Here is a 14125-nt window from a genome sequence, read left to right as displayed (position 1 = left end):
GCGCTTCCCAGCCTAATCAGGCTTTTAGATGCTGGATGCAGGCCTAGCTGGCGGTGCCGAGCAGCTTTTCCTCAATCTTCTTGTTAAAGGCATCGAGGTCTTCGGGCTTGCGGCTGGTGATGAGGTTGCCATCAACCACCACTTCAGAATCCTGCCACTGGGCGCCGGCATTGCGCAGGTCGGTTTTGAGGCTGGGCCAGCTGGTCATGTGCTTGCCGCGCACCTGGTCCGCCTCAATCAGCGTCCAGGGGCCGTGGCAGATGGCGGCCACCGGCTTGCCCGACTGCATAAACTCACGCACAAAATTCACCACCTTGGGCTCGAGGCGCAGCTTGTCGGGGTTAATCTGGCCGCCGGGCAGCACCAGAGCATCGTACTGGCTTACCTTGACATCGTCGATTACTTTATCGACGTCAACTTTATCGCCCCAATCGGTTTTGTCCCAGCCCTTGATGGAGCCGGACTTGAGCGAAACAATATCGACCTCGGCGCCTTCGTGCTTGAGAAATTTCTGGGGCTCGGTGAGTTCGAGCTGCTCGAAGCCATCGGTGGCCACGATGGCCACGCGCTTGCCCTTGAGCTTATCGCTGCTGAAAAGTGACATACTACTTGTGGAAAAGAGAGAACGGCAGGCATTTGCTGCCGCAGGTTTCCACTTTACGCCCCAGCTTGCCGCGGGGTTGCCACTGCGTGGGCTAGCCTAATCGGGCTGGCCGGCGGCGCGGCGCACCTTTTTGAGCTCCTGGCGCACGGCCTTCACACGGTCGTCGAAGCCGTCGGGGTCATAGTCGATGCCCGGCACGTCGAGCTCGTCGAGCAGGTCCATGAGGGCGTCGGCGTGGTCGGTGCGGGTGCCGGCGGGCAGCTTCACAAACGCCATTTCTGACCACAGCAGGGCGAGCAGGCGCTGGCCATCCTGCGAGCGCATCTGCATCTCGACCACCAGGTTAGAGTTGTCAAAATGAATGATTTGGGTGCTGATGCGCACCGTGGCGCCCTGCCGCGCCGGCTTGAGGTAGCTGAGGTGGTGTTTGGTAATGACCCAGGCGGCCTGCTGCTCGCGGGCCAGCTCGCCCATATTCAGGTCGTAGTGCTCGGCCACCTGGTCTTCGCGGGCGTTGAGGAAGTAGTCGAGGTAGCGGGCATTATTGAGATGGCCCAGCATGTCGCAGTCCTGGAAGTGAATGCGGTGCTGGGTTTCGGGGGTGCGCAAGAGCTTAGCCATGCGGCAAAGGTCGGGCTAGCGGCGGCATTGCGCCGCCAAGTAGTCGGCACGCCTACTACTTGGGCAAAAAGCCCTTATCTTTTCTGCCTCAATCTCTGTGCGTAAGCTCGCTCTCCTGCCCCACCCATGTTTGTGCTCACTCCCACCCGCCTAACTACCCTGCGCGCCCTGGCCGATACGTTTATTCCGGCCGGGCCTTCCCCGGGGGGCCTGCCGCCCGGCTCGGCCTTGGTAGACCTCAACAAGCTGGCGGCCGCCATTCAGGCGCAGCCGCTGGGGGCGCAGTCCGAGTTTGGGCAATTGCTTGACTTATTGCACAAACCGCTGGTGGGGCTTACGTGGTGGGGGCCCTTGCGGCCGTTTCATGCCCTGGCGCCGGCCCAGCGCGAGCGCCTGCTTCAGAGCTGGGCCGGCTCGCGGCTAGCCCCGCTGCGGCAGGGGTTTCAGGCGCTGCGCAAGCTGTGCACCTTTCTGTATTATGGCGACAGCCCGGCCGATGGCTCGCCCAACCCGGCCTGGGCGGCGCTCGGCTACCCCGGCCCCCTGCCCCCACCCGATGGCGACCCGCCCGGCGCCACCGAGCGCCCCCTCACGCCGCTAGCCCCTGCTACCGACACCACCTATCACTGCCAGGTACTGGTAATCGGCTCAGGGGCCGGGGGTGGGGTGGTGGCCGGCGAGCTGGCCCAGGCAGGCCACGACGTGCTGGTGCTCGAAGCCGGCCCATACCTGCACGGCCCCGACTTCACGCAGCGCGAAGTAGATATGATGGGCCGGCTCTACGATACCCGCGGCGCCCTCTGCACCCGCGATGGCAGCGTGGGCCTGCTGGCCGGCGCCTGCCTGGGCGGTGGCACCACCGTAAACTGGGCCGGCGCCTTCCGCACCCCCGACTATGTGCTGGAGGAGTGGGCCCGTGAGCACGCTGCGCCGCACTTTCTTAGCCCCGATTTTCAAAAAAGCCTCGACGCCGTGGCCGCCGCGCTCAGCGTGAACACCGACTACCCGCGCCACAACGGCCAGAACCAGGCCCTGCGTGACGGCTCGGCCCGGCTGGGGCAGGCCACGCGGCTCATTCCGCGCAACGAGAAGGGCCTTAGCAGTTCCGACCAGCATTTTCAGGGGCTAGGGTACTCAACCTTGGGCGATGCCCACGGCATCAAGCAAGGCACCCTGAACACCTACCTGCGTACGGCCGCCGCCCACAGCGCTCGCCTGCTGCCTGATACCCGCGTGGAGCGCGTGACTATAGTGGGCGGCCGGGCTACCGGGGCCGAGGCCATCCATACTACCCCCAGCGGCCAGCAACTGCGCATTGTGGTGCGGGCCGAGCGCGTGGTGGTGGCGGGCGGCGCCATTCAAACGCCGGCCCTGCTGCTGCGCTCGGGGCTGCGGCACCCGCACCTGGGGCGGCACCTGCACCTGCATCCTACGGTGGCGGTGGCGGCGCACTATCCTCACCCCATGCACTCGTGGCATGGCCCCAGCATGAGCGTAGTCAATGACACGTTTACCCGGCTAGGGGGCACCAACTTTGGAGTGAAGCTCGAAACGCCCCCCACCCACCCCGGCCTGCTGGCCATGGTGCTGCCCTGGCAATCGGGCACGCAGCACCGCCAGCTGCTGCAGGCGGCCGACCACCTGGGCTCGTTTATCGTGCTCACGCGCGACCGCGACGGCGGCCGCGTGCGCACCGACCGGCGCGGCGCCCCGCTCATTGACTATCGCCTGTCGGCCTTCGACCGCCAGAGTATGCTGGCCGGCGTGCGCGCCGCTGCCGAAATTCACGTGGCGGCCGGCGCCCACACGGTGTATCTGCCCCACGGCACGCTGCCCACCCTCCACGCCGAAGACAGGGTGCTGCACAACCCCGAGCTGCTAGCCAGCCTGCCGCGCCTGCCCTGGCACCCCAACCGCTTTGGCCTGTACAGCGCCCACCAAATGAGCACTTGCCGGCTCGGCGGCCAGGCCCGCACGCACCCCCTGCGCCCCGATGGCGAAACCGCAGAAGTGAAGAACCTGTACGTGGCCGATGGCTCGGCTTTTCCGGCCTGTAGCGGCGCCAACCCTATGCTCACCATTATGGCCCTGGCTCACTACATGGCCCAAGGCCTGAAGGCTGGGCGGGTAGCCTAGCGGCCGGCTCCGGCGCTCACCCGCTAAGCCACACATTTTTTCTGACGGGGCAGGCACTACTGCTAAAATGGGTAAGCAAACAACCTGAGCACTTTTTTTAGATAACCCCTCTGAAAAATACAAATTAAACAAACTCATAGTGCCATTGAATGTACAATTAAAAGTCAGCTGGCAAAGTCTTTAGCGCATATCTTTCCCGTATATTTGCTACTAGTCTACTTGCGCTCTCTGATTTTATGTCAATTGCTTTTGATTCTACCTCTATCCTATCCGCTTTACCTACGCATCCTGAAGACGATAAGAATTGGCGTATACAAGCTGAGACTCAACTTGCTGAGCTACGGCAGGCCCTAGCCCAGGCGCAAACCCAGCTTGAGGTGCAAAGCACCCGCCTGCTGGCGCTGCTCGGCACCGTGCCCGAGAGCATGGCGGGGCAGCCAAGCCCCCAGAGTGTGGCGCGGCGCCAGGCCGTGCTAGGCCCCGTAGCGGGCCTCTGGCAGCAGGAAGCCCACCTGACGCAGGTGCTGGACCAGAATCCGCATCCCATTGTGCGCCTCACCGCCACCGGCGAAGTGCGCTACGCTAATCCTGCGGCGCGGGCCCTGGGCCCCGTCCTGGCCACCGTAGGCCAGTCCAACGGCTACCTGCTGTCGCTGGTGCGCGCTGCCCTGCGGCTAGGCACCACGCAGCAGCAAGAGGTAATGCTAGCCGAAAACTGGTACTCGCTGCAAGTAGTGCCGGGGCCCGGCGACACTTGCGCCACGCTGTACCTGACCAGCAGCAACGCCCTGCATGCCACCGAGCAGCGGCTGGCCGAGCAGCACGAGTTTTACGAAGCCATCCTGAATGCCCTGGCCGTGGAAGTGGCCGTATTTGACCCCGAGCAATGCTTCCGCTTTGTGAATACCAAGGCCATCAAGAATGTCGGGCTGCGTGAGTGGGCCATTGGCAAAACTGACACCGAATACTGCACCTACCGCCAGCTGCCCGCCGAAGTAGCTGCCGAGCGCCGCCGCTACTTCGAAGAGGCACGCCAGTTTGGCGCCCTCACCCAGTGGGAAGAAACCCTGCTTACCGACCAGGGCCCCGAGCACTGCCTGCGGCAGCTGCAGCCGCTATACGGCCCCGATGGCAGCCTGCGCCTGATGGTGAGCACCGGCGTGGACACCACGGCCCGGCGCCTGGCCGAGCAGAAACTCACCGAGCAGCAGGCTTTTTACGAGTTCATTCTCAATCAGCTGCCTACCGACATTGGGGTTTTTGACGCACAATACCGCTATGTATTTGTGAACGAGCGTGGTATTCGTGACCCGGAGGTACGGGAGTGGGCTATTGGCAAAGACAACTTTGCTTACTTTGAGCGCACTGGCCGGCCCCGCGAAATGGCGGAGAAGCGCCACAGCCAGCTGGAGCAGGCCATGCGCCGCCGGCAGCTGATGACGTATGAGGAGAGCTTTGAGCGGCCCGATGGCACGCGCCACCTGCTGCGGTGCCTGCACCCGGTGTTTCACCCCGATGGCTCGCCCTACCTCATTGTGTGCTACGGGCTTGACATTACGGAGCGCGTGGAGGCCGAGCAAACTCTGACGCAGGCCAAGCTGGCCGCCGAAGATTCGTCGCGCCTCAAGGAAGCATTTCTGGCCAACATGAGCCACGAGATTCGCACCCCCATGAACGCCATTCTGGGCATGAGCCAGCTGCTGGCCAAAACTCCGCTGGCCGACGACCAGCTGGGCTATCAGCAGGCCATTGCGACCTCGGCCGAGAACCTGCTCGTTATCATCAACGACGTGCTCGACCTCTCGAAGCTCGAAGCGGGCAAGCTGGTCCTCGAAATCATCGGCTTCTCGCCCACGCACCTGCTCGCCCAGGTCGAGCAGACGCTGCGCTTCAAGGCCGCCGAAAAAGGCCTCGGCCTGGTAACCATTCTGAGCCCGCAGGTGGCCCCCGTGCTGCTCGGCGACCCCTACCGCATTCGGCAGGTATTGCTCAACCTGGCCGATAACGCTTTGAAGTTCACCAATAAAGGCATCGTAACCGTGGAGTGCCTGCCGGCGCCGCCCCAGCCCAATGCCCCCGCCGATACGGTAGCGGTAGAGTTCCGAGTGACGGATACGGGCATCGGCATCGCGCCCGAGTACATGGCGACCATGTTTACGGAATTCAGCCAGGCCGACTCGTCGGTGACGCGCAAGTTTGGCGGTACTGGCCTGGGCCTCAGCATTTGCCGCGACCTAGTGCAGCTGATGGGCAGCGAGATAACCGTCAGCAGCCAGAAAAATAAGGGCACCACCACCCGGTTTGTCTTGCACCTGCCGGTGGGCTCGGCCCAGTCGGTGGTGCGGCGCAAGCTGCCGCCACTCACCTCCGAGCAGCGCCAGCACCTGCAGGGCAAGCGCGTGCTACTGGTCGAAGACAATACGTTTAACCGTCAGATTGCCAAGTCATTTCTTACGCAGGCCGACGTGCACGTTATCGAGGCCGAGCACGGTGCCCAGGCCGTAGAGGCAGTGCAGCGCCAGCGCTTCGACCTGATATTGATGGATGTGCAGATGCCCGTGATGGATGGCTACGCGGCCACGGCGCTGCTGCGCCAGCAGCTAGCCCTCACCACGCCCATTATTGCCCTCACGGCCAACGCCATCAGCGGTGAGCGCGAAAAGTGCCTGAGCGCCGGCATGAATGGCTACCTGGCCAAGCCTTTCCAGGAAATGCAGCTGCTGCAGCTGCTGCACGACTGGGTGCTGCCGTCCGCCGAGTTGGGGGCCGGCCCCGACGACCTGATAGCCCAGGCCGAGCCCACGGCCGAGCCGGTGCGCCCGGCCCCCAGCGCCAACCTCTACAGCATCGACGACCTGCTGAAAGCCGGCCAGGGCGACCCTGAGTTTGTGGTCTTTATGCTGCACACCTTCAGCGAAAGCTGCGAGGAGGCCCTGCTGGACCTGCGCCGGGGCCTAGCCGAGGCCAACCTGACGGCGCTCAAAGACACGGCCCACGCCCTCAAGCCCAGCTTGCAGCACCTCAACGCCTGGCAGCCTCTGCCACCGGTAGAAAAGCTCAACAACTGGACCGGTGAATTTGAAGCCGAGCCGCTAGGGGCACTGGTCGATGCCATCGAGCCGCTGCTGCGCGCCGTGCTGGCCCAGATTGCGCTCGACTTGCAGGAAGACAACGTGATGACCCGTCTCCTGACGGTGTAATGAGGCCGGCAAGCTGAACCTAGCTTGCCAACAATGAACTGCTTAGCAACCCTTGCTGCAGCACGGCTAGCCTTTCCGGGCCTGGCCGTGCTGCTCTTGTTTGGCCACTGCTCGCAGAATGTGTACCGGGTACCAAGCCCACAATCCAGTAGGTTTTAGATAGCACCGCGGCGGCCCGGCGCAGTACGAGCGGCTTACCATTTCGGCCAGGCAATCAGCTTTACCGCTGCGCTACCCGCGCCACCTGCCCCGAAACGACTGCCAGGGCCGGGCATTTTGAGAAGGAGCGTTACCCGGCCGGGCAGCTTTTGCGTACCGTAGCAAAAGCGCTCTTTCGCCCTTCTCTTTCGCCATGACACCCGCCCGCCTCCTCCTTTCCGCCCTCACGCTCAGCCTGGCGGCTTCCAGCTGCTCTATTTTTCACCGCCACCGCGATGCCGCGCCGCCGGTAGTCGAAACCGTGCGCACGCCCGACTCGCCCACGCCGCCCACCGCCGCCCGCGACCTGGCCGACGCCATGACCACGGTGCTGCACCTGCGCCCCGACCAAACCAGCAAAGTGCGCCAGGTGCTCAGCTCGACCGTGGAGCAGGTAAACAGCGCCCGCCAGCAGTACCCGGCGCAGTCGCCGCAGCTCAACGCGGCGCTGGCCCGCATCAATACCTCGTCGGATAAGCAGCTGCGCACCATACTAGGCCCCACCACCTACCACGAAATGCAAGTGAAGCGCACCCAGATTCAGGCCGAGATGCAGCGCCGCTAGGCCTACTCCAGGCCCGGCAGCACGCGGCGCGGGGCCACGTCGGTGTCTTCGTAGAGTTCGCGCAGGGGCAGGCTCAGGCCGAGGTCGGGTATTTCGAGCACGTCATCAACCATGCTGAGCAGGGTATAGACCCACTGCCCGGCCTCGTCGCGCCGAAACCATTCGACCACCCAGGCACTCTGCGAAATCAGTAAATAGTGGCGCAGGCTCGGCAGCTTTTGGTAGTTGGCAAACTTCTCGGTGCGGTCGTACTCGGCCGTGGTGGGCGACAGCACCTCGGCCAGCAGCAGCGGGTGGCGCACCAGGTAGGGGTCGCGGCGGTCGGCCGGGTCGGTAGTCAGCAGCACGTCGGGGTAGGTGTAGAAAGCATTGGCCCGCACCACCAGCAGCACGCTTTCGTCGAGCACCCGGCCGCCGCGGCGCCGCGCCTGCGGCCGTAGCGCCGCCACCAGGTTGCCCTTGATAAGATTGTGCGCCAGGCTAGCCCCGCCTACCGCAAACGCTTCGCCTTCAATATACTCGTACCGAGCCGCGCTTTTTTCCTGCAGCGCGAAGTACTCTTTTAGCGTGTAGTGGCGGGGCGGATTGGCGGGTTGTCCCATAAGCAGCAATTTTCGTCAAATGTACACCGCGCCGCCAGGGTCCAGCCTATAAATACCTCAACAGCAGGCCTAGCAGGCGGCGTACCCTCCCGGTATAGGGTGGATAAAACTGCTTGATGCCGGTAAAGCCCACGCGCTGCTGCAGCACCGCCTTTTCATTGCTAAACGCTAGGAAGCCCGCGTAGCCGTGTGCCTTACCCAGGCCGCTGTTGCCTACGCCACCGAAGGGCAGGTCGGGGTGGGCTAGCTGGATAATGGTTTCATTCACAGCGGCGCCACCGGCCGCCACGGTATCGAGCAGGTAGCGGCGGTTGGCGGGGCTAGTGGTAAATACGTACTGCGCCAACGGCGGTAGGCGGGCATTGATATAAGCCGCCGCTTCGGGCAGGCGCTCGAAGGTGAGCACCGGCAGCAGCGGGCCAAATATTTCTTCTTCCAGAATGGCTGCCCCAGTGGGCACATCGGTCAGGATGGTAGGCTCGAGGTAGCACTGGGCCTCGTCGAAGCTGCCGCCCTGGGCCACGGTGGCCCCGCGCGCTTCGGCGTCTTCGAGCAGCGTGGCTAGCCGGGTAAAGTGGTGGGCATTGACAATGCGGGCGAAAGACTTTGACGCTTTAATTGCCTCATTATCGGGACCATAAAAGACCCCAATAGCGCGCCGCAACTCCACCAGCAGCGCCTCGCGCACGCTGGCCTGCACCAGCAGGTAGTCGGGCGCCACGCAGGTTTGGCCGGCGTTCAGAAACTTGCCCCACACAATTTTCTCGGCCGCGTCGCGCAGGTTGGCCGTGTCGTCTACAATGGCCGGGCTCTTGCCGCCTAGCTCCAGCGTCACGCCGCTGAGGTGCTCGGCGGCGGCGCGCATCACAATTTTGCCAATCTGGGGCGAGCCGGTGAAAAAGATATGGTTCCAGGGCAGGCGCAGCAGCTCGCTAGCCACCTCTTTGCCGCCTTCTACCACCAGCACCTCATCGGGCCGAAATACCTCCTCGGCCAAGCGGCGCAGCAGGGCCGAGGTAGCGGGCGTTTGCTCGGCGGGCTTCACTACCACGGCGTTGCCGGCCGCAATGGCCGAGGCCAGCGGGTCGAGGGCCAGGTAGAATGGGTAGTTCCAGGGCGCGATGATGAGCACCACGCCCTTGGGCTCGGCCTGCACCCAGCTGCGGGTGCCGAGCAGTGCCATGGGCGTACCCACCGCCAGGGGGGCTAGCCACTTCTTGAGCTGCCGGCCGGCATGGCGCAGCTCGGTGAGCGAGGGCCAGATTTCGGTGAGGTCAGTTTCTTCGGGCGGCTTTTTAAAGTCCTGATATAAGGCCTCCTGAATAGCCACTCGGTTGGCCGTGAGCCAGTTTTCGAGCCAGGCCAGCCGCTGGCGGCGGGCCGCCACGCCCTCGGCGTGCAGGGTCGGCGCATTGGCCCGGAGAGCCGCAAACTCGGCGGCGAAGCGGTTGGGAGCCATTGCTAGGGGGGGCGCGGCGGGCGCAGGGCTGGCAAGGTGCGGCATGGCGTGGACGAGGAGGAGGCGGCCGGCAGCGCCGCCGGCCTATCAGCTTGAAAAGGTGAAAGATAGTGTTCCCCCCTCAACTGCGGGCAGCGCTGAAGAGCCCAGCTGGCGAGCGGGTTTCTGCCAGCTGGTTATAACGCAAAAAAAGCTCGCCTCCTGAATGGAGGCGAGCTTTTTTCTGGCAGGCCCACAGCTTAAAACAGGCCTTTTTTCACGGTGCGGTGGCCGTTTTCATCGATTTTAATCTTCGTGCCATCAGCACGCTTGATTTTCACCGAGCCATCGGCGCTACGCTTGATTTTGGCGCCGTTTTCGTATTTCACCTTGTGGTCGGCGGGCTTGTTCTCAAGCTTCTTCACGCCCGAGCCCTGGCCCACACGGGCACCCAGGCTAGGCCGGGCGGCGGTGGTCGTAGTGGTGGTAGCGGTGTAGGGGCCAGCGTAGTAGTTGCCCTGGTTGGCAGAGTAGGTGTTGTAAGCGGCCGGGTCGGTTACAACTGTTTTTACCTGGCGGGTAGTCCTGTCGTTGAGGTCACGCACAGCGGCATAGCGGCCTACAGTGTCAGTACGCGCGTCGATATCGCGCAGGGCGCGGCCGCGGCTGTAGTAAATCTGCTGGAGGCGGGCCTTGGTGGCGGCATCGGTGGCGCGCACATCGGTAGCTACCTGGTTGGCCAGCTGGTCGGCGTTGCTGCGGTAGCTGGTGGTATCGGTAGTAGTAGTTGTGGTGGTGGTTTCGGTAGTGCCGTTGGGCACAACGACGGTATCGGTCGTTTCGGTTTTCTTTTCCTGCGAGCAAGAGGCTAGGGCCACCGTAGCGGCCGTAGCCAGCAGAAGTAGGTTGGATTTCATCAGTTTAAGAGCAAGTAAGGTGCGGCTTGGCGCCTGGTTCTGCCTTCATACGGCCAGCCCTAAACGATGTTGCCAGCCCCTGCACAAGGAGCTGGCAATCAAATCATTCAGTCAGGAATATCAGCTAGGCATTCACTACCGAGCCGCCGTTGGGGTGCAGGGTCTGGCCCGAGAAATACGAGGCGTCTTCCGAAGCCAGAAACACGTAGGCCGGTGCTACTTCGGAGGGCTGGCCGGCACGGCCCATGGGCACGTCTTTGCCGAAGAAGGGCAGCTTGAGCAGGCCGGCGCCCGTCACGAAGGGCGTCCAGATGGGGCCCGGCGCCACCGAGTTTACCCGGATGCCTTTCTTGATAAGCTGCAGCGACAGGGCCCTCGTGAAGCCCTCGATGGCCCCCTTGGTTGCGGTGTAGTCGATGAGCTGCTCGTTGCCCTTATAGGCATTCACCGAAGTGGTGTTGATAATGGCGGCGCCTTCCTTGAGGTGCGGCAGCGCGGCCCGCACAATGCGAAACTGCGCGATAATGTTGAGATTGAAGATGCTATCGAGCTCCTCGTTGCTAATTTCTTCGAGCGAGTCGTGCCAGTTTTGCTCGGCGGCGTTGTTCACCACCACGTCGAGCTGGCCATATTCGGCCACGGTGCGGGCCACTACTTCGTCGCAAAAGGCGGGCTGCTTGAGGTCGCCGGGCAGCAGCAGGCAGCGGCGGCCGTGGGCCTGCACCAGCTCGCGTGTTTTTTCGGCATCCTGCTGCTCGGTGGGGAAGTACACAATGGCCACATCGGCGCCTTCCACGGCAAAGTGGATGGCCACGGCCCGGCCAATGCCCGAGTCGCCGCCCGTGATAAGGGCAATTTTATTCTTCAACTTATCGGCCCCTTTGTAGCCTTCGCGAATGTGCTCGGGCTCGGGGGTCATCTTGTATTCGAGGCCGGGCTGGCCGGCGCCCGCATCCTGGTGCTGGGGCGGGAAAACAGTGGGTTTATCAGACATGGAAAAGGAAGGTAGTCAGTATAAAAAAGAAAGTGGCTCTTCCTAACGCTAGCCAGGTCAAGAGGTTGAGTATGCCGAGAGCATCACGCATTGGCTGGCCCATTCTTACTCACAACTCGTTCATAATCATCGAAATAAACTTCTTGCTACTTTTTCTACGGTTCGCTTAAACGAAGAGAGCTGTGTCCCTTCTAAGCGACACACTCACCAGCTGGTACGCATGAAACCCGTAGAGTTAGTAGTAGTGGGCGGCTGCCACGTGGCAGGCTTCCCTATTGGCCCCGAACAGGCTTTTCCGACGCAGCTGAGCGCGCTGCTAGGGGGGCGCCTCGTGGGCGAAGTATCGTATTTGAAGTTTACGAGCCTGCCCGAGCACCTGCGGCTTATCGACCAGCTGCGCCCGTCGCACGTGGTGCTGCAGCTAGGCAACCACGAGTTTGCCAATAGCTTTCGGCCCTTGCTGCGGCAGCTGAGCGCTGCGCTACTGCCGCAGCGGCCGGGCCGGCCTCTGGCTAGCCCGCCGCGCAAGTCGGCCAAGCCAGAGGCCGGCCCGGCCGGCACCCAGCTCCCGTGGCTGGGCGCCCGGCTGCGCCACTGGGTGCGGGTAGGCGGCCTGAGCCTGCTCACGGCGCTGCTGTGGCTGGTATCGCCCGCGCACCGGCGCAGCTTTTGGGCGCTCAATGCCTGCATTCGGCGGCATCCGGGCACCGAGTTCGTTTTTCTATCGCCTTTTCCCAGCCTGAACCCCACGCAACACGCCGTGCGGCACTTTGGGGGCTGGCTGTTGCGCCGGCACCTGGTGGCCCGCGCCAACTGCCATTGGCTCGATTCGCACCGCCTGCTGCGCGCCGACCGGCAGCTGTTTGTCGATGCCACCCACCTCAACCAGCGCGCCCATCGGGTGCTGGCCTACGGCCTGGCCACCGCCATGCTGGCCAACCTGGACGTGCTGCTGTAGCCCAGCTACCTGGGCTAGGGACCGTATTTTTGCCGACTATGCTGCCAGCCCCCGACCCTGCGCTCCCCCACCGCCACTTCGTGCTGCACAAGCCCTGGGGCTATCTCAGCCAGTTTACCAGCGAGTTTGCGAAGGAAGTAAACAAGAAGCGCTTTCTGGGCGAGCTCGGCGATTTTCCAACTGGCACCATGGCCATCGGCCGGCTCGATGAGGACAGTGAAGGCCTGCTACTGCTCACCACCGACGGCCGCGTGAGCGAGCAGGTGCGCAGCCGCCACGTCGAGAAGGAATACTACGCCCAGGTCGATGGCCAGCTCACGCCCGCAGCCCTGGCCAGCCTGCAAAGCGGGGTCGACATCAGCATTCACGGCACGCCCTACCGCACGCGGCCCTGCCAGGCGCGCCTGCTGGCCGAGGCCCCCGACCTGCCGCCGCGCGGCCGCCGCATCCGCGACGACCGCCACGGGCCTACCAGCTGGGTAGCTATTACCGTGAAGGAAGGCAAGTTTCGGCAGGTGCGTAAAATGACGGCTGCCGTGGGCTTTCCGACGCTGCGGCTGGTGCGCGTGCGCGTGGGCGACGTGCGCCTCGATGGCCTGCCAGCGGGGGCTAGCCGCGAGGTCAGCGGTTTTTCAAAAAATACCGAGTAAATTCGGGACTTATTCCGGTGCGAGGTGGTTCTACAATAGTCCGTTGCCGCCCGGTGCTGGTTTCACGCCGGCAGCAGCCGAATATCCTATCAACCCCCTATGGCCAGAGCGCAAGAAAGTTTCAGCAAGAAAGAAAACGAGAAGAAGCGGCTGAAAAAGCAGCAAGAAAAAGCCGAGCGCCGTGATGAGCGCCAGGCCAACAAGAAGGATTCGAGCCTCGAGGAGATGTTTGCCTACGTCGATGAGAATGGCAACATTACTTCGACCCCGCCCGACCCGACCAAGAAGAAGAAAGAAATCAACGCCGAGGATATCCAGATTGGGGTGCCCAAGCAGGAAGACCGCGAGCCCGAAGACACCCAGCGTACCGGCACCGTCACGTTCTTCAACGCATCCAAGGGCTATGGCTTCATCAAGGACGCCGCCAGCCAGGAGAGCATTTTCGTGCACGCCAACGCCTTAGGTGGCCTCACGCTGCTCGAAGGAAACAAGGTCACGTTTGAGGTAGAGCCGGGCATGAAGGGCCCGACCGCCGTGCGCGTGAAAATGGCCAGCTAGGTCCTCGTGCCTTTTGACTTATAAAAAAGCGTCTGAAATCTCGGGTTTCAGACGCTTTTTTGTGTCCTAGTCTTTCGCTAGCCGGGAAGCTGCGCGGCCTCTTGCTTTATGGAATACCTGTTTGGCTTTATTTGCACACTGTTCAAAATCGCCATTCAGGCCGGGCTGTATGTCACGGCTGCCCTTTGGCTGACGGGGCTAGCCGCCCGGCGCCCCACCAGCCTAGTGAAGCTGAAGCGAATGGGCTACGCTGGCTGGCAGCTCTGGCGGCGCCTCTTCGTGGTGACGTATATGGCGCTGTTTGTGTTTTCGTGCACCTATTGGGGCGACCACGGTCTCGGCGACTCGGCGCGCATCCCGCTAGGCCACGGCGAAGAGATGAGCGAGCTAAATGGCACCGATACCTATTTTGAACCCAAGGCCCCTTTTGTTATATCAGATATGGGTGGCGCCCAGCAGATTGACAAGTTTAAGGTAGTTGATGATATCCTCTGCGGGCAAGCCGAAGAGACTCGCTACTTTACCTATAACTTGGTGACGAAGCAAAGCCGCGTATTTGCCGACAGCCTTGCCTATAATGCCTACGCTGCCCCGCGCGGCTTGCCACCCAGCGGCGAATTAGAATCCTTTTGGAAGCAATACAGCCGCTACTGGGGCGGCTGGCGCTTCTGGCTGCTGGCCTAG

At 62.8% G+C, this 14125-nt stretch carries 13 protein-coding genes; 7 read left to right on the top strand and 6 right to left on the bottom strand.

The window, feature by feature from the left end; translation table 11 throughout:
- Positions 1 to 43: 43 nt before the first annotated feature.
- On the bottom strand, positions 44 to 604 hold the full coding sequence (locus J4D99_RS17720) for a type 1 glutamine amidotransferase domain-containing protein (RefSeq protein WP_208133079.1): 561 nt from the start codon (positions 602 to 604) through the stop codon (positions 44 to 46).
- A gap of 96 nt (positions 605 to 700) precedes the next feature.
- Entirely contained in the window at positions 701 to 1225 is a 525-nt protein-coding gene (locus tag J4D99_RS17715) for an acyl-CoA thioesterase (RefSeq protein WP_208133078.1), read from the bottom strand.
- A 126-nt stretch (positions 1226 to 1351) separates the two neighbouring features.
- Here J4D99_RS17715 and J4D99_RS17710 point away from each other — a divergent pair, with 126 nt between their 5' ends.
- The 3 genes from J4D99_RS17710 (at position 1352) to J4D99_RS17700 (ending at position 7324) form a co-directional block, all read left to right on the top strand.
- A complete protein-coding gene (locus tag J4D99_RS17710; RefSeq protein ID WP_208133077.1) occupies positions 1352 to 3361 on the top strand; it encodes a GMC family oxidoreductase in 2010 nt (669 codons plus the stop codon).
- A gap of 236 nt (positions 3362 to 3597) precedes the next feature.
- Positions 3598 to 6561: a PAS domain-containing hybrid sensor histidine kinase/response regulator gene (locus J4D99_RS17705; RefSeq protein WP_208133076.1), complete on the top strand. Its 2964-nt coding sequence runs from the start codon at positions 3598 to 3600 to the stop codon at positions 6559 to 6561.
- A 352-nt stretch (positions 6562 to 6913) separates the two neighbouring features.
- Positions 6914 to 7324, top strand: coding sequence for a hypothetical protein (locus J4D99_RS17700; protein WP_208133075.1), 411 nt, complete (start codon positions 6914 to 6916; stop codon positions 7322 to 7324).
- A gap of 2 nt (positions 7325 to 7326) precedes the next feature.
- Here the strand turns inward: J4D99_RS17700 and J4D99_RS17695 are convergent, their stop codons facing one another.
- The 4 genes from J4D99_RS17695 to J4D99_RS17680 all read right to left on the bottom strand — a co-directional run bounded on the left by J4D99_RS17695 (position 7327) and on the right by J4D99_RS17680 (position 11275).
- Positions 7327 to 7926, bottom strand: a complete 600-nt coding sequence (locus J4D99_RS17695; protein WP_208133074.1) for a Uma2 family endonuclease — start codon at positions 7924 to 7926, stop codon at positions 7327 to 7329.
- Between the two features lie 46 nt (positions 7927 to 7972).
- Positions 7973 to 9430: an aldehyde dehydrogenase family protein gene (locus tag J4D99_RS17690; RefSeq protein WP_208133073.1), complete on the bottom strand. Its 1458-nt coding sequence runs from the start codon at positions 9428 to 9430 to the stop codon at positions 7973 to 7975.
- Positions 9431 to 9624: 194 nt separating this feature from the next.
- Positions 9625 to 10281 carry a hypothetical protein gene (locus J4D99_RS17685; RefSeq protein ID WP_208133072.1) on the bottom strand — a complete coding sequence of 219 codons (657 nt, stop codon included), beginning with the start codon at positions 10279 to 10281 and terminating at the stop codon, positions 9625 to 9627.
- Positions 10282 to 10405: 124 nt separating this feature from the next.
- On the bottom strand, positions 10406 to 11275 hold the full coding sequence (locus tag J4D99_RS17680; protein ID WP_208133071.1) for an SDR family oxidoreductase: 870 nt from the start codon (positions 11273 to 11275) through the stop codon (positions 10406 to 10408).
- 220 nt (positions 11276 to 11495) lie between these two features.
- Here J4D99_RS17680 and J4D99_RS17675 point away from each other — a divergent pair, with 220 nt between their 5' ends.
- The 4 genes from J4D99_RS17675 to J4D99_RS17660 all read left to right on the top strand — a co-directional run bounded on the left by J4D99_RS17675 (position 11496) and on the right by J4D99_RS17660 (position 14125).
- Positions 11496 to 12233, top strand: coding sequence for an SGNH/GDSL hydrolase family protein (locus tag J4D99_RS17675; protein WP_208133070.1), 738 nt, complete (start codon positions 11496 to 11498; stop codon positions 12231 to 12233).
- 38 nt (positions 12234 to 12271) lie between these two features.
- Positions 12272 to 12883 (top strand): pseudouridine synthase, encoded by a 612-nt coding sequence (locus tag J4D99_RS17670; protein ID WP_208133069.1) that lies wholly within the window; start codon positions 12272 to 12274, stop codon positions 12881 to 12883.
- Positions 12884 to 12982: 99 nt separating this feature from the next.
- The gene (locus J4D99_RS17665) at positions 12983 to 13441 is read left to right on the top strand and encodes a cold-shock protein (RefSeq protein ID WP_208133068.1); all 459 of its coding nucleotides are present in this window, start codon (positions 12983 to 12985) and stop codon (positions 13439 to 13441) included.
- A 108-nt stretch (positions 13442 to 13549) separates the two neighbouring features.
- Positions 13550 to 14125, top strand: coding sequence for a hypothetical protein (locus tag J4D99_RS17660; protein WP_208133067.1), 576 nt, complete (start codon positions 13550 to 13552; stop codon positions 14123 to 14125).

Origin of the sequence: Hymenobacter sp. BT559, from assembly GCF_017571525.1 — a bacterium.
Taxonomy (GTDB): Bacteria; Bacteroidota; Bacteroidia; order Cytophagales; family Hymenobacteraceae; genus Hymenobacter; species Hymenobacter ginsengisoli.
Note: the sequence above shows the minus strand (reverse complement) of the source record. Positions and strands in the feature narration are given on the sequence as shown.

What these genes read in the sequence shown, in the direction of transcription:
- J4D99_RS17720 (WP_208133079.1), bottom strand. Translation starts at nt 604, where the DNA reads ATGTCACTTTTCAGCAGCGATAAGCTCAAGGGCAAGCGCGTGGCCATC.
- J4D99_RS17715 (WP_208133078.1), bottom strand. Translation starts at nt 1,225, where the DNA reads ATGGCTAAGCTCTTGCGCACCCCCGAAACCCAGCACCGCATTCACTTC.
- J4D99_RS17710 (WP_208133077.1), top strand. Translation starts at nt 1,352, where the DNA reads ATGTTTGTGCTCACTCCCACCCGCCTAACTACCCTGCGCGCCCTGGCC.
- J4D99_RS17705 (WP_208133076.1), top strand. Translation starts at nt 3,598, where the DNA reads ATGTCAATTGCTTTTGATTCTACCTCTATCCTATCCGCTTTACCTACG.
- J4D99_RS17700 (WP_208133075.1), top strand. Translation starts at nt 6,914, where the DNA reads ATGACACCCGCCCGCCTCCTCCTTTCCGCCCTCACGCTCAGCCTGGCG.
- J4D99_RS17695 (WP_208133074.1), bottom strand. Translation starts at nt 7,926, where the DNA reads ATGGGACAACCCGCCAATCCGCCCCGCCACTACACGCTAAAAGAGTAC.
- J4D99_RS17690 (WP_208133073.1), bottom strand. Translation starts at nt 9,430, where the DNA reads ATGCCGCACCTTGCCAGCCCTGCGCCCGCCGCGCCCCCCCTAGCAATG.
- J4D99_RS17685 (WP_208133072.1), bottom strand. Translation starts at nt 10,281, where the DNA reads ATGAAATCCAACCTACTTCTGCTGGCTACGGCCGCTACGGTGGCCCTA.
- J4D99_RS17680 (WP_208133071.1), bottom strand. Translation starts at nt 11,275, where the DNA reads ATGTCTGATAAACCCACTGTTTTCCCGCCCCAGCACCAGGATGCGGGC.
- J4D99_RS17675 (WP_208133070.1), top strand. Translation starts at nt 11,496, where the DNA reads ATGAAACCCGTAGAGTTAGTAGTAGTGGGCGGCTGCCACGTGGCAGGC.
- J4D99_RS17670 (WP_208133069.1), top strand. Translation starts at nt 12,272, where the DNA reads ATGCTGCCAGCCCCCGACCCTGCGCTCCCCCACCGCCACTTCGTGCTG.
- J4D99_RS17665 (WP_208133068.1), top strand. Translation starts at nt 12,983, where the DNA reads ATGGCCAGAGCGCAAGAAAGTTTCAGCAAGAAAGAAAACGAGAAGAAG.
- J4D99_RS17660 (WP_208133067.1), top strand. Translation starts at nt 13,550, where the DNA reads ATGGAATACCTGTTTGGCTTTATTTGCACACTGTTCAAAATCGCCATT.